Origin of the sequence: Arthrobacter sp. NPDC056727, from assembly GCF_042790555.1 — a bacterium.
In the GTDB taxonomy this organism is placed as follows: Bacteria; Actinomycetota; Actinomycetes; order Actinomycetales; family Micrococcaceae; genus Arthrobacter.
This window is the reverse complement of sequence record NZ_JBHTZA010000009.1, coordinates 90,954-112,241: the sequence shown is the minus strand read 5'-3', so window position 1 is coordinate 112,241 and position 21,288 is coordinate 90,954. Positions and strand designations below refer to the sequence as shown.

The 21,288-nt window shown below is 68.2% G+C and carries 19 protein-coding genes; 11 read left to right on the top strand and 8 right to left on the bottom strand.

The genetic code is table 11. The features are described 5' to 3' along the window. From ACFRAH_RS11320 to ACFRAH_RS11310, 3 genes are read left to right on the top strand one after another with little or no spacing between them, the layout of a single operon-like run. Positions 1-636 carry a hypothetical protein gene (locus ACFRAH_RS11320; RefSeq protein WP_377990973.1) on the top strand — a complete coding sequence of 212 codons (636 nt, stop codon included), beginning with the start codon at positions 1-3 and terminating at the stop codon, positions 634-636. Positions 637-685: 49 nt separating this feature from the next. After that, on the top strand, positions 686-2,974 hold the full coding sequence (gene ligA / locus ACFRAH_RS11315; protein ID WP_377990972.1) for an NAD-dependent DNA ligase LigA: 2,289 nt from the start codon (positions 686-688) through the stop codon (positions 2,972-2,974). Next, positions 2,971-3,810 (top strand): inositol monophosphatase family protein, encoded by an 840-nt coding sequence (locus tag ACFRAH_RS11310; RefSeq protein ID WP_377990971.1) that lies wholly within the window; start codon positions 2,971-2,973, stop codon positions 3,808-3,810. The genes ligA and ACFRAH_RS11310 overlap by 4 nt, the downstream gene beginning before the upstream one ends. A 45-nt stretch (positions 3,811-3,855) precedes the next feature. Here ACFRAH_RS11310 and ACFRAH_RS11305 read toward each other — a convergent pair whose 3' ends face one another. From ACFRAH_RS11305 to ACFRAH_RS11285, 5 genes are all read right to left on the bottom strand, one after another. Beyond that, the gene (locus tag ACFRAH_RS11305; RefSeq protein ID WP_377990970.1) at positions 3,856-4,431 is read right to left on the bottom strand and encodes a cupin domain-containing protein; all 576 of its coding nucleotides are present in this window, start codon (positions 4,429-4,431) and stop codon (positions 3,856-3,858) included. A gap of 62 nt (positions 4,432-4,493) precedes the next feature. Next, positions 4,494-5,852, bottom strand: coding sequence for an LLM class flavin-dependent oxidoreductase (locus ACFRAH_RS11300; protein WP_377990969.1), 1,359 nt, complete (start codon positions 5,850-5,852; stop codon positions 4,494-4,496). Between the two features lie 37 nt (positions 5,853-5,889). Then, positions 5,890-6,654 carry an ABC transporter ATP-binding protein gene (locus ACFRAH_RS11295; protein ID WP_377990968.1) on the bottom strand — a complete coding sequence of 255 codons (765 nt, stop codon included), beginning with the start codon at positions 6,652-6,654 and terminating at the stop codon, positions 5,890-5,892. After that, a complete protein-coding gene (locus ACFRAH_RS11290; protein ID WP_377990967.1) occupies positions 6,630-7,487 on the bottom strand; it encodes an ABC transporter permease in 858 nt (285 codons plus the stop codon). Before ACFRAH_RS11290 ends, ACFRAH_RS11295 begins: the two co-directional genes overlap by 25 nt. Continuing rightward, positions 7,484-8,629 (bottom strand): ABC transporter substrate-binding protein, encoded by a 1,146-nt coding sequence (locus ACFRAH_RS11285; protein ID WP_377990966.1) that lies wholly within the window; start codon positions 8,627-8,629, stop codon positions 7,484-7,486. The genes ACFRAH_RS11290 and ACFRAH_RS11285 overlap by 4 nt, the downstream gene beginning before the upstream one ends. Positions 8,630-8,937: 308 nt before the next feature. On the opposite strand from ACFRAH_RS11285, the gene ACFRAH_RS11280 reads away from it, so the two are divergent. After that, positions 8,938-9,450, top strand: coding sequence for a GNAT family N-acetyltransferase (locus ACFRAH_RS11280; RefSeq protein WP_377990965.1), 513 nt, complete (start codon positions 8,938-8,940; stop codon positions 9,448-9,450). 40 nt (positions 9,451-9,490) lie between these two features. Continuing rightward, positions 9,491-9,874, top strand: a complete 384-nt coding sequence (locus ACFRAH_RS11275) for a RidA family protein (RefSeq protein ID WP_377990964.1) — start codon at positions 9,491-9,493, stop codon at positions 9,872-9,874. Positions 9,875-9,963: 89 nt separating this feature from the next. On the opposite strand, the gene ACFRAH_RS11270 is transcribed toward ACFRAH_RS11275, so the two are convergent. Beyond that, positions 9,964-10,626 (bottom strand): response regulator, encoded by a 663-nt coding sequence (locus ACFRAH_RS11270; protein WP_377990963.1) that lies wholly within the window; start codon positions 10,624-10,626, stop codon positions 9,964-9,966. Between the two features lie 41 nt (positions 10,627-10,667). Continuing rightward, positions 10,668-12,395: an ATP-binding protein gene (locus tag ACFRAH_RS11265; RefSeq protein WP_377990962.1), complete on the bottom strand. Its 1,728-nt coding sequence runs from the start codon at positions 12,393-12,395 to the stop codon at positions 10,668-10,670. A gap of 197 nt (positions 12,396-12,592) precedes the next feature. Between ACFRAH_RS11265 and ACFRAH_RS11260 the strand changes: the two genes are divergently transcribed. The 4 genes from ACFRAH_RS11260 to gatB all read left to right on the top strand — a co-directional run bounded on the left by ACFRAH_RS11260 (position 12,593) and on the right by gatB (position 17,809). Beyond that, on the top strand, positions 12,593-14,080 hold the full coding sequence (locus tag ACFRAH_RS11260; RefSeq protein WP_377990961.1) for a CitMHS family transporter: 1,488 nt from the start codon (positions 12,593-12,595) through the stop codon (positions 14,078-14,080). Positions 14,081-14,432: 352 nt separating this feature from the next. Then, on the top strand, positions 14,433-14,729 hold the full coding sequence (gatC, locus tag ACFRAH_RS11255) for an Asp-tRNA(Asn)/Glu-tRNA(Gln) amidotransferase subunit GatC (protein ID WP_003802035.1): 297 nt from the start codon (positions 14,433-14,435) through the stop codon (positions 14,727-14,729). A 3-nt stretch (positions 14,730-14,732) separates the two neighbouring features. Then, complete coding sequence (gene gatA / locus ACFRAH_RS11250) at positions 14,733-16,304, top strand: Asp-tRNA(Asn)/Glu-tRNA(Gln) amidotransferase subunit GatA (RefSeq protein WP_377990960.1); 1,572 nt, start codon at positions 14,733-14,735, stop codon at positions 16,302-16,304. Then, complete coding sequence (gene gatB, locus ACFRAH_RS11245; RefSeq protein ID WP_377990959.1) at positions 16,304-17,809, top strand: Asp-tRNA(Asn)/Glu-tRNA(Gln) amidotransferase subunit GatB; 1,506 nt, start codon at positions 16,304-16,306, stop codon at positions 17,807-17,809. The genes gatA and gatB overlap by 1 nt, the downstream gene beginning before the upstream one ends. A 94-nt stretch (positions 17,810-17,903) precedes the next feature. On the opposite strand, the gene ACFRAH_RS11240 is transcribed toward gatB, so the two are convergent. Continuing rightward, the gene (locus ACFRAH_RS11240; protein ID WP_377990958.1) at positions 17,904-18,812 is read right to left on the bottom strand and encodes a LysR family transcriptional regulator; all 909 of its coding nucleotides are present in this window, start codon (positions 18,810-18,812) and stop codon (positions 17,904-17,906) included. A gap of 132 nt (positions 18,813-18,944) precedes the next feature. Between ACFRAH_RS11240 and tdh the strand changes: the two genes are divergently transcribed. Both tdh and ACFRAH_RS11230 read left to right on the top strand, forming a co-directional pair. Continuing rightward, positions 18,945-19,991, top strand: coding sequence for an L-threonine 3-dehydrogenase (gene tdh, locus ACFRAH_RS11235; RefSeq protein WP_377990957.1), 1,047 nt, complete (start codon positions 18,945-18,947; stop codon positions 19,989-19,991). A gap of 74 nt (positions 19,992-20,065) precedes the next feature. Then, positions 20,066-21,262, top strand: coding sequence for a glycine C-acetyltransferase (locus ACFRAH_RS11230; RefSeq protein WP_377990956.1), 1,197 nt, complete (start codon positions 20,066-20,068; stop codon positions 21,260-21,262). Positions 21,263-21,288: the final 26 nt, after the last annotated feature.

The window sequence follows — 21,288 nt, the reverse complement described above, 5'->3', positions numbered from 1 at the left end:
ATGATACGAATCACCCGTCTGCGGGGCGCGCTGCCCGGAATTGCCGCCGCCATGCTGGCTTTCACGGTAGTGTCCGGCGCCGCCGGCGCCGCCCAGGCCGCCTGCCTGCCGGAGCAGCAGTGTTCTGAATCGCCGGCGCCCGTCGCCCCGCCGTCGTCCGGTTCCCCGGCTCCGACGACGGCGGCTCCCGTCCCCACGTACGCGCCGGCGCCGCCGCCGGCGCAGAAGGCGCCTGCACCTGCCCCCGCACCTGCGCAGCCTGTGGCGCCGGCGGCGCCGCGCGTTGCCCCGACGCCGGTGCGGCCGGCTCCGGCGCCCGCCTCCAGCCCCGCTGCCCTGCAGACGGCCGGCGACGGGATGGCTGAGGTCCAGGTGGCAACACCCGCGGCGGTTCCGGTCACCTCCGCCGCCTCCAGTCCGGGCCCGTCGTTGTCCACCGCCATGGCCGAGTCCAGCTGGACCAAACCGATCGCCACGCCGGCAGCCAGCCACGCAGCTGCCGTCGTATCCGTGGAAAAGAGTTCCGGCATCGGCGTCTTCGGCCTGTTCGCCGTCATGGGAGGCGTTCTGCTGGTGGGTCTTGGCGGGCTGGCCTTCGCGTTCTGGAGCCGGAACCGCCTCTCCGGCCACTGGTAGCCGCCTGCCTGCCCGGCAAAATGTCCGACCTGTAAGGCAAGATAGGTCTGTGAGCACACCATCAGGCCCCACAGAAAACGCAGCCACGGGAACCAGCGCAGCCACGGACCAGCTTGAGCCGGAAGCCGTTCCCTCTGAGTCGGTACGGGATGAGTACGAGAACCTCGCGGACCTTGTCCGGAAGTACCGTTTCGCGTACTACCAGGAGGACGAGCCCCTCGTCTCGGACGCCGAGTTCGATACGCTCTTCCGCAGGCTGGAGGAACTCGAGGCGCTGCATCCGGAGCTTGTTTCCAATGATTCGCCCACCCAGGAGGTTGGCGGAGAAGTCTCGGCGGCATTTGCCGCCGTCGAACATCTCCAGCGCATGTACAGCCTGGAGGACGTGTTCTCCATCGACGAACTGCAGGCCTGGATCGCGAAGGCGGAGGCCGGGGTTGCCAAGTCCGGGAATCCGGACGCAGCCTGGCTGACGGAGCTGAAAATCGACGGCCTCGCCGTGAACCTGCTGTACCGGGACGGCAAGCTGGTCCGGGCAGCCACCCGCGGCGACGGCACCACGGGCGAGGACATCACTCACAATGTGCTCACCATCAAGGAAATCCCGCAGGTGCTCAGCGGCAGCGGCTTTCCCGCCGAGATGGAAATCCGCGGCGAGGTGTTCATTCCCTCCAAGGCGTTCGCGGAATTCAACGAGGCCCTGATCGAGGCAGGCAAGGCGCCGCTGGCCAACCCCCGGAACGCCGCGGCCGGTTCGATCCGGCAGAAGGACCCGGCCGAAACGGCCAAGCGTCCGCTGCAGATGTTTGTTCACGGCATCGGTGCCCGCGAAGGCCTCCAGGCCGCCAGCCAGTCCGAAACCTACCGGCTCCTGGCCGAGTGGGGACTGCCGGTCAGCCCCTACTTCGAGGTCCTCGGCAGCCCGGCCGAGGTGCTGAAATTCATCGGGAAGTATGGAGACAAGCGGCACAGCCTGCTCCACGAGATCGACGGCATCGTGGTGAAGATTGACGACTTCGCCACCCAGCGTGCCCTGGGCTACACCACGCGGGTGCCGCGCTGGGCCGTCGCGTACAAGTACCCGCCCGAGGAAGTGCACACCAAGCTCCTGGACATCGCTGTGAACGTCGGGCGCACGGGCCGGGTCACGCCGTTCGGGATCATGGAGCCCGTCAAGGTCGCAGGCTCCACCGTCGGAATGGCCACCCTGCACAACCAGGACGTGGTCAAGGCCAAGGGCGTCAAGATCGGCGACATCGTGGTGCTCCGGAAAGCCGGGGACGTCATCCCCGAGATCGTTGGCCCGGTGCTGGCGCTCCGGGACCAGCAGGACCCGCCCGTGCGGGATTTTGTGATGCCCACGGAATGCCCGTCCTGCGGAACGCCGCTTGCTCCCGGGAAGGAAGGGGACGTGGACATCCGCTGCCCCAACGCCAAGTCCTGCCCGTCGCAGCTGCGTGAGCGGGTGTTCCATGTTGCCAGCCGCGGAGCGTTCGACATTGAAGCCCTCGGCTGGGAAGCCGCGATCGCGCTGACCCAGCCGACGGAACCGGAGGTCCCGCCGCTGGTCAGTGAGGCGGCCCTGTTCGACCTGACGCCGGAGGACCTTGAACCGGTGAAGATCAGGCGCGAGAAGCGGTCCAAGGGTGTGCCCACCGGCGAGTTCGAGCTCGTGCCGTACTTCTACAGCAAGGGCACGGCCAAGACGCCGTCCAAGCCGACAGCCACCACCGGGAAACTGTTCAACGAACTCGAAAAGGCCAAGACCCAGCCGCTGTGGCGCGTCCTGGTTGCGCTGTCCATCCGGCACGTCGGTCCCCGCGCGTCACGCGCCCTGGCCAACCACTTCGGCACCATGGACGCCATCCGGCAGGCTTCCGAGGAGGAGCTCGCGGGTGTGGACGGCGTCGGCCCCACCATCGCCGCAGCGCTCAAGGAGTGGTTCGCCGAGGACTGGCACGTGGAGATCATCGACCGCTGGGCTGCCGCGGGGGTCCGGATGAAGGATGAACGGGACGAGTCCACGCCGCGCACCCTGGAGGGGCTGACCCTGGTGGTTACCGGAACGCTGGAGGGCTTCAGCCGCGACGAGGCCAAGGAAGCGATTCTGGTCCGGGGCGGCAAGGCATCAGGTTCAGTGTCGAAGAAGACCGACTACCTGGTGGCCGGGGACAACGCCGGCACCAAGCTCGACAAGGCCGAGCAACTGGGCGTGACCGTGCTGGACGAGGACGGGTTCCGCGAGCTGCTGGCCAACGGCCCGGCGCCTGCAGGCGAAGACGAGCCCGACGATCCCGGGACTAGCCCCGATCCGCGCGACGAAGAGGATTCCGAATGACGCAAGACCTGACCGGCCCCCAGGACCTGAACGGGCTGCTTGACGTGGCCAAGGCCGCGGCGGCCGCCGGCGCCGGGGTTCTCGCCGAACGCAGCAACGGCGCCCTGGACACAGGGACGGTGACCAACAAGGGCGAAGCCGGCGACTGGGTCACCGCCTTCGACGTTGCCGCCGAGGAAGCCGTGCGCACGGCCATCCGCAGCGCACGCCCCGGCGACGCGATCACCGGCGAGGAACACGGGACAACCCGTCCCGAGAAGCCCACCGGGCTGCGCTGGTCCATTGACCCGCTCGACGGCACCACCAACTTCATCCGCAACATCGTCTACTACGCCACCTCGGTGGCCGTTGCCGATTCCGACGGCGTGTGGCTGGCCGGCGTCGTGCACGCCCCCGCGCTGGGGCGCGTGTACTACGCCTCCCGGGGCCAGGGCGCCTGGCTGGAACAGGACGGGAAGCGGGTCCAGCTCAACGGTCCGGTTCCCGGCCGCACCGGCCAGATCCTGTCCACCGGCTTCAGCTATGACCCGGAGGTGCGCGCGGAGCAGTTCGCGGCGCTGGGCGGCTTCGTGGACGGCTTTGCGGACGTGCGGCGGCTCGGCTCGGCTGCCCTGGATCTCTGCATGGTCGCCGACGGAACCGTTGATGCCTTCGGCGAGCGCGGCCTGAACGAGCATGACTTCGCCGCGGGCGCGCTGGTGGCCGAGGAAGCCGGCTGCTGGGTCCGGCGCCCACGGCTCACCAGCCCGCTCGACGGCGGACCCTCCGCCGAGGAGCGGCTGTCCGCCTGGACCTGCGCGGGCACGCTGGAGATGTCCGGCAAGTTCCCGCTCTAGCCGCGTGCGCCGGGCCAGCCCAGGGGGCTGGCCCGGCAGCGGGCTTTACATGCGCGGCGGCGTCAGGTTGTAGCGCGCAATGATGTCCGGCAGCCAGGGTGCCTCGGCAAAGCGCAGGCCGAAGTGGGCCGCGAGTTTCTCGATCGTCTCGGGGTCCGGCAGCCCGGCCTCGATGTGGTTGGCAAGCCCCCAGAAAAAGTGCTCAAATCCGGCCGGGCTTATCACCTCGATCATGCGGGCAGGCACCTTGCCTGCGTTCCACATGGTGTGGAGTTCATTGCGTGGCTTCGTGATGTACCCGCCGGCACCCAGGACTGCCTCCCGGTCACCGGACCGGAACCCAATTTCGCCCTCGAGGACGATCGAATACTCGTCTTCGCGGGTGTGGATGTGCGGAGGCACCAGCGCACCCACCGGGAACGGGTGCTCCACGATGGAAAGCTGCTGGTTGGTGTCCTCGCCGAGGAGCTTGAACACCACGCCGATGCCGCCAAGCGGTGCTTCCCTGCCCTGCCCGGGCTGCGCGACTGTAAGCCGCGGAGCCGCTTCCTCATTCATGACCCTTGCCTCCGTTCCGGTGCGGATTCCGGCGGACTGGTGCAGGAATTGCGGTGCAGGCATTATCGTCCCGCCGGCCGTGCGGGTCCACACCCAAAACACAGGCCGGCAGGTCAGGCAACAGATCAGAGGGCGGCTGCGCCCGCTCCGGCAAGTGCGCCGGAGTAGCGGTTCAGAGGCCTCGCCAGGCCGTAGTGTTCGCGCAGCGTGTTCCCCGTGTAGTCGGTGCGGAACAGGCCCCTGGCCCGCAGCACCGGAACCACGTGGTCGACGAACGCCTCCAGCCCGGACGGCAGCACTGCCGGCATGATGTTGAAACCGTCCGCTGCGCCGTTCCGGAACCACAGTTCAATGGCATCCGCCACCTGCTCCGGAGTTCCGGTGAACGTGCGGTGACCGCGGCCGCCGCCCAGCCGGCCGATCAGCTGCCTGACGGTGAGGTTCTCGCGGCGGGCCAGCTGCACAATCAGCGTGTAGCGGCTCTTGGCGCCCTCGATCTCGTCCTCGTTGGGAAGATCGGCCGGGAGCTGGCGGTCCAGCGCAAGGTCTTCCGGATCCACCCGCAGCGTCTTGGCCAGCTGCGCCCGGGCGTACTCCGGCCTGATGAGGTCCTCGAGCTGACGGTCCAGTTTCCGCGCCTCGGCCTCGGTGGACCCGATCACCGGGACGATGCCGGGCAGGATCTTGATTCCCTCCGGATCCCGTCCCGCGGCAGCGGCCCGGCCTTTCAGGTCCGCGTAGAAGGCCTGGGCATCCTCGAGGGTCTGCTGGGCCGTGAACACTGCCTCCGCATACCGGGCCGCGAGGTCCTTGCCGTCGTCGGACGAGCCCGCCTGAACCAGCAGCGGATAGCCCTGCGGGGAACGCGGAACGTTCAGCGGCCCCTGCACGCTGAAGTGCTTGCCGGCGTGGTTGATGGGCCTGACCCGGCCGGGATCGGCCCAGACCCCGGAAGCCTTGTCCGCCACCACGGCGTCGTCGTCCCAGCTGTCCCACAGCTTGCCCGCCACATCGAGGAATTCCGCCGCCCGCTCGTAGCGCGCGGCATGGGACGGCTGGTCGTCGATGCCGAAGTTGCGGGCCGCCTCTGGGCCCGCCGTCGTCACGATATTCCACCCTGCCCGGCCGCCGCTGACGACGTCGACCGAGGCGAAACGCCGCGCCAGGTTGTAGGGATCGTTGTAGGTCGTGGAGGCAGTGGCGATGAGGCCGATCTTTTCGGTCACCGCGGCCAGGGCCGTCAGGAGCACTGTGGGTTCCAGCCGTCCGGCCGGCCGCCGGCCCACGTCGCCGAAGATCACGGGGGAGTCGGCGAAGAACACGGAATCGAATTTGCCGCGTTCCGCGATGGCTGCGAGGTTCTGGAAATGCCGGACATCGGTCCCGGCAAGGGGGTCGCTTTCCGGCAGCCGCCAGGACGCTTCGTGGTGCCCGGTGCTCATCAGGAAGGCGTTCAGGTGGAGGGTGGGTTCTGGTGCGGTCATGGTTCGGTCCTTTCCGAAAGTGTCTGGGGTGGGGCTTCTATGCCGCGGCCTGGGCCCGGTGCCGGTCGACGCCCAGGGCTCCCAGTAGGTCGGCGTGCAGGGCGGCGAATCCGGCATCGTCCGGCGTGCGGTTGGTTCCCGAGCCGACCCTCCGTTCCAGCGCGACCTTGCCGTGATCCAGCACCACGATGCGGTCCGCCAGCGCGATGGCCTCGTCCACGTCGTGGGTGACCAGCAGCACCGCAGGCTGATGGGCGGCAACGAGGTCCGCGAGGAGGCCGTGCATCTTGAGGCGGGTCAGGGCGTCCAGCGCCCCGAAAGGTTCGTCCGCCAGCAGCAGTTCGGGGTCGCGGACCAGGGACCGGGCCAGCGCGACGCGCTGCTGTTCGCCGCCGGAGAGTTGGTGGGGCCAGGCTTTTTCGCGTCCGGCGAGTCCCACTTCGGCGAGCGCACGGCGGCCGCGTTCCCCAGCGTCGTGATCCTGCAAGCCCAGCGTGACGTTGCCCAGCACTGAGTCCCAGGGGAGCAGCCTGGAGTCCTGGAAGACGACGGAGACTTTGGCGGGAACGGTCACCGTTCCGCTTCCGCTGACCTCGTGGTCCAGTCCTGCCAGGGCACGCAGCAGGGTGCTCTTGCCGCAGCCGCTGGGACCCAGCAGAGCCACAAACTCGCCTGGGGCGATGTCCAGGTCCACGCCGTTCAGGACGCCCTTCGGCCCGTAGCCGCGGACCAGGCCGCGCACGCTGACCGTGGCGGTTGGGGCAGCCGTTTCCGGGGTCAGCCGGCCATCGTTCGTTGCCATGACAGTGCCTTTCGTTGCAGGAGTTGGACGGCGCCGTCGGAGAGGAGCCCAAGGATTCCGTAGACGGCGAGGCCGAGGACAATGATGTTGGTCTGGCCGTATGTGCGGGCGAGCTCCATCATGTAGCCGATGCCGCTGGTTGAGTTGATCTGTTCGACGACGACGAGGGAGACCCAGGCGCCCGTGACAGCGAACCGGAGACCGAGGAAGAAGCCCGGCAGGGCGCCGGGGAGCACCACTCTTTTGATGAATGCCAGGCGGCTCAGCCGCACTGTCTGGGCCAGCTCCACATACTTGGTTTCGATGCTGCGCAGTCCCGCATGGGTCTGCAGGTAGATCGGAACGAACACGCCGAGGGTGATGGTCAGGACCTTCATCGTTTCGTCGATGCCGAACCAGAGCACGAGCAGCGGCAGCAGCGCGAGCGAGGGTATGGCCCTCTTGATCTGCACCGGCCCGTCCACCAGGGCCTCTCCCACTCTGCTGAGCCCGGCAGCCAGGGCCAGGACGACGCCGAGCACAATGCCGAAGAACAGTCCAAGGGCCGCACGCTGGGCGGAGATACCGAGGTGCTCCTGCAGTTTCCCGGACGCAAGCTGTTCACCGGCCGTGGCGACGACGGTCCAGGGTTCGGAGAGGATCCGCGGGTCAAGCAGGCCGGTGCCGGAGGCGAGGAACCAGGCGGCCAGCAGCAGCGCCGGGCCGGCCAAGGCGGCGAACCGGCGCCGGGGTCCCGGGCCCAGCCGCCGGGTCAGCGGGCGGCGGTCGGGGGCGCCGGTGTTGACGGCATTCTGGCTGCCGGCGTTTTTCCGCACCAGCACCGCGGCGGTCATGGCCGGGCTCCGGCGGTTGCGGCGGCGGACGGCGAGGCCCCGGCGGAGGCATCGTTGGCGAACGCGGTGCCGCCGACCGACTCGAAGCGGAGGTCGTACAGCCTGTGGGCGTCAAACTGCGGCTTCTTCTGCTCCCGTGCCAGCAGATCGACGGTCTGCTGGTGGCGGGCGATCGCCTCGGTCCACGAGGTGGGGATGTCCTTCCTGCCCGCGGCCTTGATGAGGTAGTCGCCGTCCTCGGCGCTCAGGTTCTGGTTGCGGACGTAGTACCCGTCGCGCCATTCCTTGGGATGGTCCTGGATCCAGCGCTGGGCGGCACCCCAGCGCTGTACGTATTCACGGAGCGCGGCAGCCTTGGCCGGATCCTGCAGCACCCGGACCGGCGCATACAGGTGTCCGGGATCGTCGCGCAGGCCGTGCTTGATGGTGGTGGCCCCTTCGCCGCCGTACTTTGCCAGGTAGCGCTTGATGCTGACGCCGCCCAGGGGCGCTGCGTCCACCTGTTTGGCCGCCAGCGCGGTGGGGTAGACGTCACCGGTGCTCGGCAGCTCCACGAGCTTGACGTCGCTTTGCTTGAGGCCCGCCTTCTCCAGGATCCGCAGGACCAGGGCGCCCTGCGCCTGTCCGGGGCTGTAGGCGACCTTCTTTCCCCGGAGATCGGCGAGGCTTCTGATGCCCGCCCCGGGGGCAATGCCGAGTTCGTAGACCGGGAACCGGACCGCATCCGCGCGGTACTGGCTGGCGATGATCTTCACATCCAGCCCCGTCCACGTGGCGTGGATCGGCGGGATATCGGCAACAGAGCCGACGTCGAGCGCCTGGGCGCGGAACGCCTCGGTGGTCTGCGGGCCGCCGGACAGGTTGGCGAACTTGATCGGGAACGTGAACTTGTCGATCTGGCCCGAGAGCTGCAGCGCCACCTGGGTGGTCGGGTCACCCACCACCAGTTCGGTGCCGGCCGGGACTGTGGAAGCGAGCGGAGCCTTCAGCGCTTCCGGGTCAGCTTCGCCGGCTGCGGTTGCCTGGACGCTGCATGCCGTGAGGGCGGCGATGGCGGGAACGGCAACGGACCAGGCCAGCAGCTGGCGGCGGGTGGGACGTTTCGGACGTTCCGGTTTTGGACGTGCTGAGTGCGGCGGCATGGGGATCCTCCTTGGTGGGCGGTGCGGGTGGGTGGACACCACTAAACACGCCCCTGACCACAGGAACCAGCGCGCGGGTCGCATGCCGAAACCGCCGGAAACGCCCGGAAATCCGCCGCAAAAAAGCCGCAACGCCGGGTTATTCGGAGCCTTCCGGAGCCTCGCTGCGTAACACCGGCCGCGGCTCGGGAAGCACTGCCGGACGGCCGGCGTGACGTCGCCAGGACCGCCGTCGTGAACGTGATAGATCAGTCACGGAAACAGCTGTTTCGCGGGGCGCACCGGTCGGCCGGCCCTACCATTGACAGGTGCAGCCGCAGATCACCGTCCGTCCCGCCGTCCCCGCCGACTATGCGGCCATCGCCCGCATCACCCGGGACGCCTATCTGGCGGCCGGCTACTTCGAGGACGCAGATCACCCGTACATGAGGCAGATCCAGGACGTGGTCACCCGCGCGGGCCAGGCCACCATCTGGGTCGCGGAGCGCGCCGGCAGGATCGTCGGTTCGGTGACGCTGGCGCTCGCGGGCGAGCCGTATGCCGATATCGCGCTACAGGACGAGCTTGAGTTCCGCATGCTGGTGGTGGACCCGGACGTGCAGCGCAGCGGCGCCGGCAAAGCGATGGTGGAGGCGATCATCGCCCACGCCAGGTCCCTGGACGGTATCCGTGCCGTGGCGCTGACCACCGGCGGCGACTGGGAGAGCGCGCACGGGCTGTACCGGAAGACGGGGTTCCGCCGGGTGCCCGAGCGTGACTGGTACGTGCCCGGCACCGACATAAAGCTGCTGGTTTTCAGGCTGGACGTCCGGCCCGCCTAGAGTGGAGCCGACTTAAAACCCCTTTAGTGAAAGGCGCAGCATGCGCAAGACATTCGGCACCGGCTCGGTCTGGGAACAGAAGCTCGGCTACTCCCGTGCGGTCCAGGTGGACAACACGCTCTACATCTCCGCCACCTCGGCCAGCGGCGAGAACGGCATCGTCGGCAGCGACTTCTACGAGCAGACCCGGTTCATCCTGCAGAAGCTGGAGACCGTCCTGGCGGACGCCGGATTCTCGCTGGCCGACGTGGTGCAGTCGAAGCTGTACCTGACGGACATCAGCAAGTGGGAGGACGCCGGCCGTGCGCACGGCGAGGTCTTCGGCGAGATCCGCCCCACGCTGTCGCTGGTCCACGTGCTGCCGTTCCTGGATCCGGAAATGCTCGTGGAGATCGAGCTCGTCGCCCAGAAGAGCGCCAGCTAGCACCTCTCCACCACGCGCGAACGTACAGTTGTGGCCCTAAAACCCGCCGGTTTTGGGGCCACAACTGTACGTTCGCGCTTGTCCGGGGGCTATTGCGCCGGGAGGCCGTAGCGGTGTTCGGGCCGGCCGGTGGTGCCGTAGCGGAGCTGGATTTCGACGGCGCCGTCGTCCGCGAGCGAGGACAGGTACCGCTGGGCGGTGGCGCGGGACACGCCAACCCGCGCGGCGACGTCGGCCGCCGAGTACTGCTCGCCGGGAACCAGCGACTCCAGCACCGCCGCCTCGGTTGCGGACCTCGGCTTGGCCGACGTCGAGACGTCACCCGGAATGAGCGCCCGCTTGGCGCGCTCCACGGTTTCCTGGTCCAGGGCGCCGGGCTGGCCAAGGATCCGCCGGTACCGGGCATAGGAGCGCAGCTGCTGCGACAGCGACTCTGCCGTGAACGGCTTGAGCAGATACCCGAGGGCGCCGCGCCGGAACGCCGACCGCAGTGACGCCGCATCTGAGGCGGCACTGAGAATCATCGTGTCCACGTCCAGCTGGTGCAGCAGGTCCAGGCCCGAGGCGTCCGGCAGGTACACGTCCAGCAGCACCAGGTCCGGGCGCAGGCTGTGGATGGACTGCAGCGCCAGCGACGCCGAACCGGCCGGCGGCAGCGCCAGGAACCCGGCCACCGAATCCACGTAGGTCGCGTGGAGCTTGGCGACGTGGAAGTCGTCATCCACGATCAGCACCCTGAAATCCTCAGACATCCTCGTCCTTCCGTCCGGTGTTCATCAGCTTTCCGCGTCCATCAGTCTTTGCGCGCCGTGGTGGTGCCCGGCAGGGTGGCCATGAACACCGCGCCCGGTCCGCCGGTGTTCCCCGTTTCCAGGACGGTGACATCGCCGCCCCGCCGCCGAGCCAGCTGCCGCGCCAGCGCGAGGCCCAGGCCCTGGCCGCCCCCGGGACGGACCTGCGCCTGCAGACCAGCGCCGGCCGCCGTCGTAAATCCCTCGGCGAACACCGCCTCCGGATCGCCGCCGTCAGGCAGTCCGTCGCCGGAGTCGGCGACGACGACGTGCAGGGTGCCGCCGCCGTCGGCCTCCTCATCGAGCAGCTCAAGCTCCACCCAGCGCTCGGCGGCGGTGCCGGCCACCGCCGCGTTGACGGCGTTGTCGATGAGGTTGCCGAGTACGGTGGTGACGTCCTGCGGTTCGGTCACCTGGCCGCGCACCAGTGTTTCCGGCCCGATCCGCAACGATACCCCGCGTTCGTCGGCCTCCACGCCCTTCGCGCCGATGAACGCCTGCAGGTAGGGGTCCTGGAGCAGTTCGGCCTGGTCCACGGGGAACTTCAGGGGGCCCGTGGCAGCGAGCCGCTCGAGGTAGTTCCGTGCCTGCTGGTGCTGGCCGATGCTCATGAAGCCGGCAATCGTGTGCAGCTGGTTCGCGAACTCGTGCCGCTGGGCGCGCAGGGCGGTGGACATGGTTCCCACGGCGTCGAGCTGCCGGGTCAGGTGCTGGAGTTCGGTGCGGTCGCGGAGCATGACCACCCAGCCCAGGTCTTCGCGGCGGTGCAGCGCCTTCCGGGCACTGGCCACGAGGACCTGCTCCCCGGCGACGAGTTCCACGGCCTCGCCCTCCCGGGCGTCGGGCAGGGTGAGGGCCTTGAGCTGGGCGGGCACCGGGGCGTCCTGCCAGAGCAGGCCGGACAGGTCGGTTTGGCCCAGGAGGCGCTGGGCCCCGGCGTTGAACACGCTGATCCTGCCGTCTGCGGAGATGCCGATGACGCCCTCGTCCACGCCCTCCAGGACCGCCACCTGGTCGTGCACCAGTGCGCCGATTTCCTCCGGTTCCAGTCCGAGGGTGAGCCGCTGCAGCCGGCGCCGGAGCAGGAACGAGGCCAGGACGCCCGCCGCCAGAGAACCGGCCGCGGTCAGCACGATCGGCACGATGTCCCGGGCCAGGCTCTGCCCGATGGACTCGGTGGAGTAGCCGACGCTCACCTCGCCCACGACGGTCCGGGAGCCGGACCCCGAACCTCCGCCGGAACCCGTGCCCGGCGCGAACACGGGGACCTTGGCTCCGGCCGACGGGCCCAGCGTGCCGGTGTTCCGGGTGGTCACCTCGCGGCCGGCGAGCGCCTCGGACGGGTCCGTGCTGACCCGCTCACCCAGCCGGTCGGCGTCGGGATGGGCCAGCCGCAGGCCGGTTTCATCGGTGATCACCACGAACAGGGCGCCGGTGCGGGTCCTGGCGCCCTCCGCCACTGCCATCAGCGGCCCGGCCTTCAGTACCGCGGGCGGGGGAGTGCCGGCCTGCCGGCTGATCGCCTGCACATTGGCGCGGACCGAGGGGTCCGAGGCCACGGTCCGGGCCAGCGTGAGTGCCTGGTTTTCCGCCTCGCGGCCCAGCCGTTCGAAGGTCAGCCACGCGTGCACCGCGCCGCTGAGGAGCACGACGAGAAGGACCACGCCCAGCTGCAGCAGCAGCGTCTGGGTGGAGAACCTGAGCGGAAGCCTGCCGGCGGGGCTCATCATGGCACTCCTTTGTGGATTGGCGGGCTGCAGGGCGGGTTTGGGCTGGCAGCGGGGCGTTTGAGCAGAATGCGCAAAATGCTCCCAATAAGCAGTATGCCAATCAATTGAGCCAAAGGCACTGCCGTGATCGGGGCCACTCTAACCTCTGTAGTACGCATCACACCGGGGTGGTGCTGTTCACTAAAAAGGAGCCGGCTGTGCTGGTATTACTTGGATTCGCCATGATCGCGGTTTTCATGGTGCTGATCATGACGAAGAAGTTGACGCCGGTGCTGGCGCTGATCATCGTCCCCACCGTTTTCGGTCTGTTCGCAGGCGCCGGCCTCGGCATCGGCGACATGGTCATGGACTCGATGAAGTCCATGACCTCCACCGCGGCACTGCTGATGTTCGCCATCATCTACTTCGGCCTGATGATCGACGTCGGGCTGTTCGATCCGCTGGTCCGGTTCATCCTGCGCAAGCTGGGCAATGACCCCGCCAAGGTGGTCCTGGGCACCGCGCTGCTGGCCGCTGCAGTATCCCTCGACGGCGACGGCTCCACCACCTTCATCCTCACCACCGCAGCCATGCTGCCGATCTACCTCCGCCTGAAGATGAGCCCCGTGGTCCTCACGTGTGTGGCCGGCCTGGCCAACGGCACCATGAACATCGTGCCGTGGGGCGGCCCCACCGCCCGCGCCGCCAGCGCCCTGAAGATCGACGTCAACGAGGTCTTCGTTCCCATGATCCCGTCCCTGGTCGCCGGCCTCGCCGTGGTCCTGGTCTTCGCCTGGGTCCTCGGCCTGCAGGAACGCAACCGCCTCCGTGCCACCCAGCCGGAGATCTGGGGGACGCCGGAGACAGCTGAAGGGTTCGACGGCGGAGCTGCCGCCGGCGGCGGCGCCGGTTCCACCGGCCGCGGTGGCCGCGGTGGTTCGGGCCGCGGTTCCGCACCTGTTCCCGCAACGGGCGGGCCCGCCGTCGGCGGTTCCCCGGTTGCCGTCCTGGAACGCACCGAAACCCTGGTGGACGACAGCGACACCGCCATGGCGGACACCGCACTGGACCCCAACCGCAAGACCCTGCGCCCCAAGCTGCAGTGGTTCAACCTGGCCCTCACCGTCGCCGTCATGGGCATGCTCGTGGCCGACCTCGTGCCCCTGCCGTACGTCTTCATGGTGGGCTCCGCCATCGCCCTGCTGGTGAACTTCCCGCACGTCAAGGACCAGGGCGCGCAGCTCATTGCCCACGCGCCGTCGATCGTCGCCGTCGTCAGCATGGTCATGGCCGCCGCAGTCCTCACCGGAGTCCTGAAGGGCACGGGCATGGTTGAGGCCATGTCTGCCTGGCTGGTGCAGATCATCCCGTCCAGCATGGGTCCGTTCATGGCCGTCATCACCGGCCTGCTCAGCATCCCCATGACGTTCTTCATGAGCAACGACGCCTTCTACTTCGGCGTGCTGCCCGTCCTGAGCGAGACCGCTGCACACTACGGCATCAGCGCCGCCGAGATGGCCCGGGCCTCCATCACCGGCCAGCCGTTCCACATGCAGAGCCCGCTGGTTCCGGCCATCCTGCTCCTGGTCTCGCTGGCCAAGGTGGACCTGGGCGACCACCACAAAAAGGTCCTCTGGCGCAGCGCAGTAGTAGCCCTGGTCATGCTCGGAGCAGGAATCCTGACCGGAGCCATCGGCATCCACTAAGGACTCGCCACCCGAAGGCCCGGACAAATAAACAAAAGGAAAGCAGAGTGCGGACTGGAAGCCCGCACTCTGCTTTCCTGTTGTTGTCTTGTGTCCACAGCAAAGGGTGAAAAGGGGCACATCGGCAACGGGACGGGCATCCGGAAGCGTGCGTCAAAGCGTGGGCCCACGCCGTCTGGGTTCCCTGCCCGAGCTTGCGAGGGGAGGGGGACGGTGGGGCGAACGAGCAGCACGCGGAGGATGTCCGGCCTGTGGCCGGAAGGCGACCACAATCGCGCGAGCGAGTGCGGGGAGGCAACAACAATCCACGTAGACTAGTTCGGAAACCCATTCCGAACTTGCAGGGAGATCCATGGCTGCGATCAACCGTGACGACGTCGCGCACCTAGCGCGGCTCGCGCACATTGAGATGAGTGCTGAAGAGCTGGACAGGATGGCCGGCGAACTTGCCGTCATCGTGGACGCCGTTAAGTCCGTGAGCGAGGCCGCAGGGGACGGCGTTCCGGCCACTTCGCACCCGATTCCGCTGAGCAACGTGTTCCGCGAGGACGAGGTGGGGCATACCTTCACCGCGGAGCAGGCACTCTCCGGCGCTCCGGACTCGGACGCAGACCGCTTCAAGGTCCCGGCAATCCTGGATGAGGACTAGAACATGACTGAAAACAGCACAGAACTCATCCGGCTCTCCGCAGCCCAGCTGGCCGCCAAGCTCGCCGCCCGCGAAGTAACCGCCGTCGAGGTCACCCAGGCGCACCTGGACCGCATCGCCGCCGTCGACGGGGGAGAGCGCGGCGTCAACGCGTTCCTGCACGTCAACACCGAGGAAGCACTCGCCGTCGCCGCCGAGGTGGACGCCATCCGCGCCGCCGGCGGGCAGGCCGCCGAGGAGCTGCACGAGCTCGCCGGCGTTCCGATCGCCGTCAAGGACCTCATCGTCACCATCGGCCAGCCCACCACGGCCGGTTCCAGGATCCTCGAAGGCTGGCACAGCCCGTACGACGCCACCGTCGTCAAGAAGCTGCGCGCCGCGAAAATGCCGATCCTGGGCAAGACCAACCTGGACGAGTTCGCCATGGGCTCCTCCACCGAGCACTCGGCCTTCGGCCCCACCCGCAACCCGTGGGACCTGGACCGCATCCCCGGCGGTTCGGGCGGCGGGTCGGCAGCCGCCGTCGCCGCCTTCGAAGCCCCGCTGGCCCTGGGCACCGACACCGGCGGATCCATCCGCCAGCCCGGCGCCGTCACCGGAACGGTGGGCGTCAAGCCCACCTACGGCGGCGTGTCCCGCTACGGCGCCATCGCCATGGCGTCCTCCCTGGACCAGATCGGCCCGGTCTCCCGCACCGTCCTGGACTCGGCCCTGCTGCAGCAGGTCATCGGCGGCCACGACCCGCACGACTCCACCTCCCTGCCGGACCCGCTGAGCGACCTCGTGGCCGCGGCACGCCTCGGCAACGTCGACGGCATGAAGATCGGCATCATCAAGGAACTCCACGGCGAGGGCTACCAGGCCGGCGTCGAGAACCGTTTCAACGAAGCACTTGAGCTGCTCAAGGAGGCGGGCGCGGAGATCGTTGAGGTGTCCTGCCCCAACTTCCAGTACGCCCTGGGCGCCTACTACCTGATCATGCCGTCCGAGGCCTCCTCCAACCTGGCCAAGTTCGACGGCGTCCGGTACGGCCTGCGGGTTCTCCCCGAGGAGCCGCCGCTGACCATCGAGCGCGTCATGGGTGCCACCCGCGCCGCCGGGTTCGGCGACGAGGTCAAGCGCCGCATCATCCTGGGTACGTACGCGCTGTCCGCCGGCTACTACGACGCCTACTACGGCTCCGCGCAGAAGGTCCGCACGCTCATCCAGCGCGACTTCGAGGCCGCCTTCGCCAAGGCCGACGTGCTGATTTCCCCCACGGCGCCCACCACGGCGTTCAAGCTGGGCGAGAAGCTGGACGACCCCCTGGCCATGTACCTGAACGACGTCGCCACCATTCCCGCCAACATGGCCGGCGTCCCCGGCCTGTCCCTTCCCGGCGGCCTGGCCGACGAGGACGGGCTGCCGGTCGGCATCCAGCTGCTGGCTCCGGCCCGCGAGGACGCCCGGCTCTACCGCGTGGGTGCCGTCCTGGAATCCCTGCTGGAAGCGAAGTGGGGCGGTCCGCTGCTGGACAAGGCGCCCGACCTCGCCGCCACAACTGCCGCTGCTTCGAGCCACGGAGGTTCACACTGATGTCTGACGCAACTCTGAGCTTCGAAGAGGCGATGGAGAAGTACGACCCCGTCCTGGGGTTCGAGGTCCACGTTGAACTCAACACGAAGACCAAGATGTTCTCCTCCGCGCCCAACGTGTTCGGCGACGAACCCAACACCAACGTCAACGAGGTGGACCTGGGCATGCCCGGCGTCCTGCCGGTGGTGAACAGGACCGCTGTGGAGTCCTCCATCAAGATCGGCCTGGCGCTGAACTGCAAGATCGCCGAGTCCTGCCGCTTCGCCCGGAAGAACTACTTCTACCCGGACACCCCCAAGAACTTCCAGACGTCCCAGTACGACGAGCCGATCGCCTATGACGGCTACCTGGACATCGAACTCGAGGACGGCACCGTGTTCCGCGTCGAGATCGAGCGGGCGCACATGGAGGAGGACGCCGGCAAGCTGACCCACATGGGCGGTTCGGCCGGGCGCATCCAGGGCGCGGAGTACTCGCTGGTGGACTACAACCGTGCCGGTGTTCCGCTGGTGGAGATCGTCACCAAGCCGATCGAGGGTGCCGGTTCCCGCGCCCCCGAGCTCGCCAAGGCCTACGTGGCCGCCGTGCGGGAAATCGTGAAGAACCTCGGTGTTTCCGATGCCAAGATGGAGCGCGGCAACGTCCGCTGCGACGCCAACGTTTCGCTGCGCCCGCACGGCCGCGAACGCTTCGGCATCCGCTCCGAAACGAAGAACGTGAACTCGCTGCGCGCCGTCGAACATGCCGTCCGGTACGAGATCCAGCGGCACGCCGCCGTCCTGGAGTCCGGCGAGCCGGTCATCCAGGAGACCCGCCACTGGCACGAGGACACGCGCACGACGACGTCGGGCCGGGCAAAGTCCGACGCCGACGATTACCGCTACTTCCCGGAGCCGGACCTGGTTCCCGTGGTTCCCTCCCGGGAATGGGTGGAGGAGCTCCGCGCCACGCTGCCCGAGCCGCCGGCCGAGCGCCGCAAGCGGCTGAAGCAGGACTGGGGCTACTCGGACCTGGAGTTCCGCGACGTCGTCAACGCCGGCGTGCTGGACGAGATCGAGGAGACCATCGCCGCGGGCGCCACCGCTTCCGTGGCCCGCAAGTGGTGGATGGGCGAGATCGTGGGCCGCGCCAAGAACGCCGACGTCGACCCCGGCCAGCTGGGTGTCACACCGGCCACCATTGTTGAGCTGAGCAAGATGGTCGAGGCCGGCAAGATCAACAACAAGATGGCCTCCGCGGTGCTGGACGGCGTGCTCGCCGGCGAGGGCACCCCCGCCGAGGTCGTCGAGAAGCGCGGCCTGGCCGTAGTGTCCGACGACGGGCCGCTCCTGGAAGCCATCGACGCCGCCCTGGCCGCGCAGCCCGACGTCGCGGAGAAGATCCGCGCCGGCAAGCTGCAGGCCATCGGCGCCATCGTTGGCGGCGTCATGAAGGCCACCCGCGGCCAGGCCGACGCCGGCCGCGTCAAGGAACTGATCCTGGAGAAGCTCGGCGTCACCGTCTAACGGTTTTAACCCAACTGGGTCGCAGTTAATGTCGTTTTGAGGGCTCACAACGACAACAACTGCGACCCAGCTGGGTTTAACGACCCAGTTGGGCTTAACTGTGGCTGAGCCGGGCCATGATGTCCTGCAGCGCCTCGCACACCACCCGCACCGACGCGCGCTTCAGGTTTTCCGGGCGGGCCAGGATATCGATCCGGCGCCGTGTGCTGATGCCCTGCAGCGGCCGCAGCACGATGTCCGCATTGAGGACGGGCCGCGCCGTGTGCCGCGGCAGCAGGCCGATCACGCTGCCGGAGGCCACCAGGGCCGCCACCGTTGAGTAGTCGTTGATCCGGTGCACGATGTTCAGCTCCTGGCTGGACACCGCGGCGACGGCGGACAGCACGTCGGCGGGGGAGTAGCCGGCGCGGCTGGTCACCCACGGTTCGCCGACGACGTCGGACGCCGTCAGGGCCGCCTGGGCGGCCAGGCGGTGGCCGGCCGGCAGCGCAACATCCAGCGGTTCATGGGCCAGCGGTATCACCGCCACCCTTTCCTCCGGCCACTTGGGGCTGTGGTCCATCCGGTGCGCCAGGACGAGGTCGTACCGTGCCGTCAGCGCGGGAAAATCCTGCTGCGCCACGTCCTCGTCGGAGAGCAGCACCTTCGGCTTGTCCGACCCGTCCAGCAGCCGGGCCAGCGGCGCAAACAGCGCCTGCCCCGCGCTGTGGAAGCCGCTCACCGTCACCGGCGCAACCGTGGAACCGTGGTACGCGCCGATCGCCATCCGCGCGTCGGCCATGGCGCTGACGACGGCGGCACCAGCGTCCGCGAGCACCTGTCCGGCCTCTGTGAGGACCAGGTTCCGGCCCTCCTTCCGGGTCAGCGGCACCTCAACGCTTTTCTGCAGCTGGGCCAGCTGCTGGGACACGGCCGAGGGCGTGACGAGCAGGGTGTCGGCGACGGCCTTCACGCTTCCCAGCGCGCCAAGCTCCCGCAGCATTTCGAGCTGGTGGATCTCCATGCGCTCCATCCTATTCCTTAGCAATTCCTTAATCGTCGATTGAGAAAAATCCCCTTGTGCTAACGGGTCGATGGTGGCTCTAATGAAGGGAGATTCCCCGCATGCCACCGCATGCCGAACGTAAGGAAGCCAATGAAGGCCCTCTACAAGTCCGGCGCACACGCCGGATTCGAACTGACGGACCGCCCGGAACCCGAGGCCGGACCCGGCGAGGTCAAGATCCGCGTGCTCACCACCGGCATCTGCGGCACGGACCTGCACATCCAGTCCTGGGACGCCTGGGCGCAGGGCATCATCGAGGCCCCGCTGATCGCCGGCCACGAGTTCTACGGCGAGGTGGTGGCCACCGGCGAGGACGTGCGCTACGTCAAAGTGGGCGACCGCGTCTCCGGCGAAGGCCACATTGTCTGCGGCATCTGCCGCAACTGCCGCGCCGGCCGCCGGCAGATGTGCATCCACACCGTCAGCGTCGGCGTGCAGCGCGACGGCGCGTTCGCCGAATTCGTGGTCATTCCCGAGACGAACGTCTGGGTGCACCAGGACCCGTCCGTCACGCCGGAGCTCGGCGCCATCTTCGATCCCTTCGGCAACGCCGTGCACACGGCGCTGAGTTTCCCGCTGGTGGGCGAGGACGTGCTGATCACCGGCGCCGGGCCGATCGGCCTGATGGCCATCGCCGTTGCCCGCCACGCGGGTGCCCGCAAGATCGCTATCACCGACGTCTCTGCGCCCCGGCTGGAGCTTGCCCGGCAGCTCGGCGTCGACCTCGCCATTGACGTCTCCAGGACGCGGGTGCGGGAAGCGCAGCGGGAGCTCGGCATGCGCGAGGGCTTCGACATCGGACTCGAGATGTCCGGCCATCCCACGGCCCTGCCGGAGATGATCGACAACATGAACCACGGCGGGCGGATCGCCATGCTGGGCCTGCCCAGCCAGTCCATCGACATCGACTGGGGCAAGGTGGTCACGCACATGCTGACCCTGAAGGGCATCTACGGCCGCGAGATGTACGAGACCTGGTACGCCATGAGCGCCATGCTGTCCTCCAACCCTGCGCTGCACGCCAGCATCTCCGCCGTTGTCACCGACGTGCTGCCTGCAGCCCAATGGGAAAAGGGCTTTGAAATCGCAAAGGCTGGCGTCGGCGGCAAAGTGGTGCTCGACTGGTCGGAAATCTGACCCGCAACAGCCTGGCCGGAACATCCGGCCCCATCCACAGTTTCGAACAGTTTCCCAGCCGAGGAGAACCCGCCATGTACTCAGCCATCAAGAACCAGCTCCGCGCCGAGCTGGACGAAATCCGCACCGCAGGCCTCTACAAGACCGAGCGGCACATCGACTCCGCCCAGGCCAGCCACATCACCGCCGGGCAGATCGGCGAGGCCGGCTCGCCCGTCCTGAACTTCTGCGCCAACAACTACCTGGGCCTGGCCGACCACCCCGACATCATCGCGGCGGCCAAGTCCGCCATGGATGAGCGCGGCTTCGGCATGGCCAGCGTGCGGTTCATCTGCGGCACCCAGGACCTCCACCTCGAGCTCGAAGCCGCGGTCTCAAAGTTCCTGGGCACGGAGGACACCATCCTGTTCTCCAGCTGCTTCGACGCCAACGGCGGTGTTTTCGAATCGCTCTTCGGCCCCGAGGACGCCATCATTTCGGACGCTCTGAACCACGCCTCGATCATCGACGGCATCCGGCTCTGCAAGGCGCAGCGGTTCCGGTACGCCAACCAGGACATGGCTGACCTGGAGGCGAAGCTGGTGGAGGCGAAGGCCGCCCGGCGGAAGATCATCGTCACCGACGGCGTCTTCTCCATGGACGGCTACCTGGCCCCGCTGGAGGCCATCTGCGACCTCGCCGAAAAGCACGACGCCCTGGTGATGGTGGACGATTCCCACGCCGTCGGGTTCATGGGCGCCACTGGAGCCGGAACGCCCGAGCACGCCGGCGTCTCCGACCGCGTGGACATCTACACCGGCACGTTCGGCAAGGCGCTGGGCGGCGCCTCAGGCGGCTACGTGTCCGGCCGCGGCGAAGTGGTGGCGATGCTCCGGCAGAAGGCGCGCCCCTACCTCTTCTCCAACTCCCTCGCACCGGCCATCGTGGCGGCCACCATCAAGGCCCTCGAACTCGTGCAGGGCTCCGGGGAGCTGCGTGCCACGCTGTTCCGGAACGCGGAGCTTTTCCGCCGCCGGATGACGGAGGAAGGGTTTGAGCTGCTCGACGGCGAGCACGCCATCGTGCCGGTCATGTTCGGCGACGCCGTCCTGGCGGCAAAGGTGGCAGACCAGATGCTCCAGCACGGGGTCTATGTGACGGCCTTCAGCTTCCCCGTGGTGCCGCGCGGGGCCGCCCGCATCCGGGTCCAGCTGTCCGCCGCGCACAGCGCCGACGACGTCGAAACGTGCGTTCAGGCGTTCGTCAAGAGCCGGGACGCGGTGGCTGCGTAGCTTCCTGCCATCTGTAAGGATTGGGC

What these genes read in the sequence shown, in the direction of transcription:
- ACFRAH_RS11310 (WP_377990971.1), top strand. Translation starts at nt 2,971, where the DNA reads ATGACGCAAGACCTGACCGGCCCCCAGGACCTGAACGGGCTGCTTGAC.
- gatA (WP_377990960.1), top strand. Translation starts at nt 14,733, where the DNA reads ATGACTGAAAACAGCACAGAACTCATCCGGCTCTCCGCAGCCCAGCTG.
- tdh (WP_377990957.1), top strand. Translation starts at nt 18,945, where the DNA reads ATGAAGGCCCTCTACAAGTCCGGCGCACACGCCGGATTCGAACTGACG.
- ACFRAH_RS11240 (WP_377990958.1), bottom strand. Translation starts at nt 18,812, where the DNA reads ATGGAGATCCACCAGCTCGAAATGCTGCGGGAGCTTGGCGCGCTGGGA.
- ACFRAH_RS11305 (WP_377990970.1), bottom strand. Translation starts at nt 4,431, where the DNA reads ATGCCTGCACCGCAATTCCTGCACCAGTCCGCCGGAATCCGCACCGGA.
- ACFRAH_RS11270 (WP_377990963.1), bottom strand. Translation starts at nt 10,626, where the DNA reads ATGTCTGAGGATTTCAGGGTGCTGATCGTGGATGACGACTTCCACGTC.
- ACFRAH_RS11300 (WP_377990969.1), bottom strand. Translation starts at nt 5,852, where the DNA reads ATGACCGCACCAGAACCCACCCTCCACCTGAACGCCTTCCTGATGAGC.
- ACFRAH_RS11265 (WP_377990962.1), bottom strand. Translation starts at nt 12,395, where the DNA reads ATGATGAGCCCCGCCGGCAGGCTTCCGCTCAGGTTCTCCACCCAGACG.
- gatB (WP_377990959.1), top strand. Translation starts at nt 16,304, where the DNA reads ATGTCTGACGCAACTCTGAGCTTCGAAGAGGCGATGGAGAAGTACGAC.
- ACFRAH_RS11290 (WP_377990967.1), bottom strand. Translation starts at nt 7,487, where the DNA reads ATGACCGCCGCGGTGCTGGTGCGGAAAAACGCCGGCAGCCAGAATGCC.
- ACFRAH_RS11285 (WP_377990966.1), bottom strand. Translation starts at nt 8,629, where the DNA reads ATGCCGCCGCACTCAGCACGTCCAAAACCGGAACGTCCGAAACGTCCC.
- ACFRAH_RS11230 (WP_377990956.1), top strand. Translation starts at nt 20,066, where the DNA reads ATGTACTCAGCCATCAAGAACCAGCTCCGCGCCGAGCTGGACGAAATC.
- gatC (WP_003802035.1), top strand. Translation starts at nt 14,433, where the DNA reads ATGGCTGCGATCAACCGTGACGACGTCGCGCACCTAGCGCGGCTCGCG.
- ACFRAH_RS11275 (WP_377990964.1), top strand. Translation starts at nt 9,491, where the DNA reads ATGCGCAAGACATTCGGCACCGGCTCGGTCTGGGAACAGAAGCTCGGC.
- ACFRAH_RS11320 (WP_377990973.1), top strand. Translation starts at nt 1, where the DNA reads ATGATACGAATCACCCGTCTGCGGGGCGCGCTGCCCGGAATTGCCGCC.
- ACFRAH_RS11295 (WP_377990968.1), bottom strand. Translation starts at nt 6,654, where the DNA reads ATGGCAACGAACGATGGCCGGCTGACCCCGGAAACGGCTGCCCCAACC.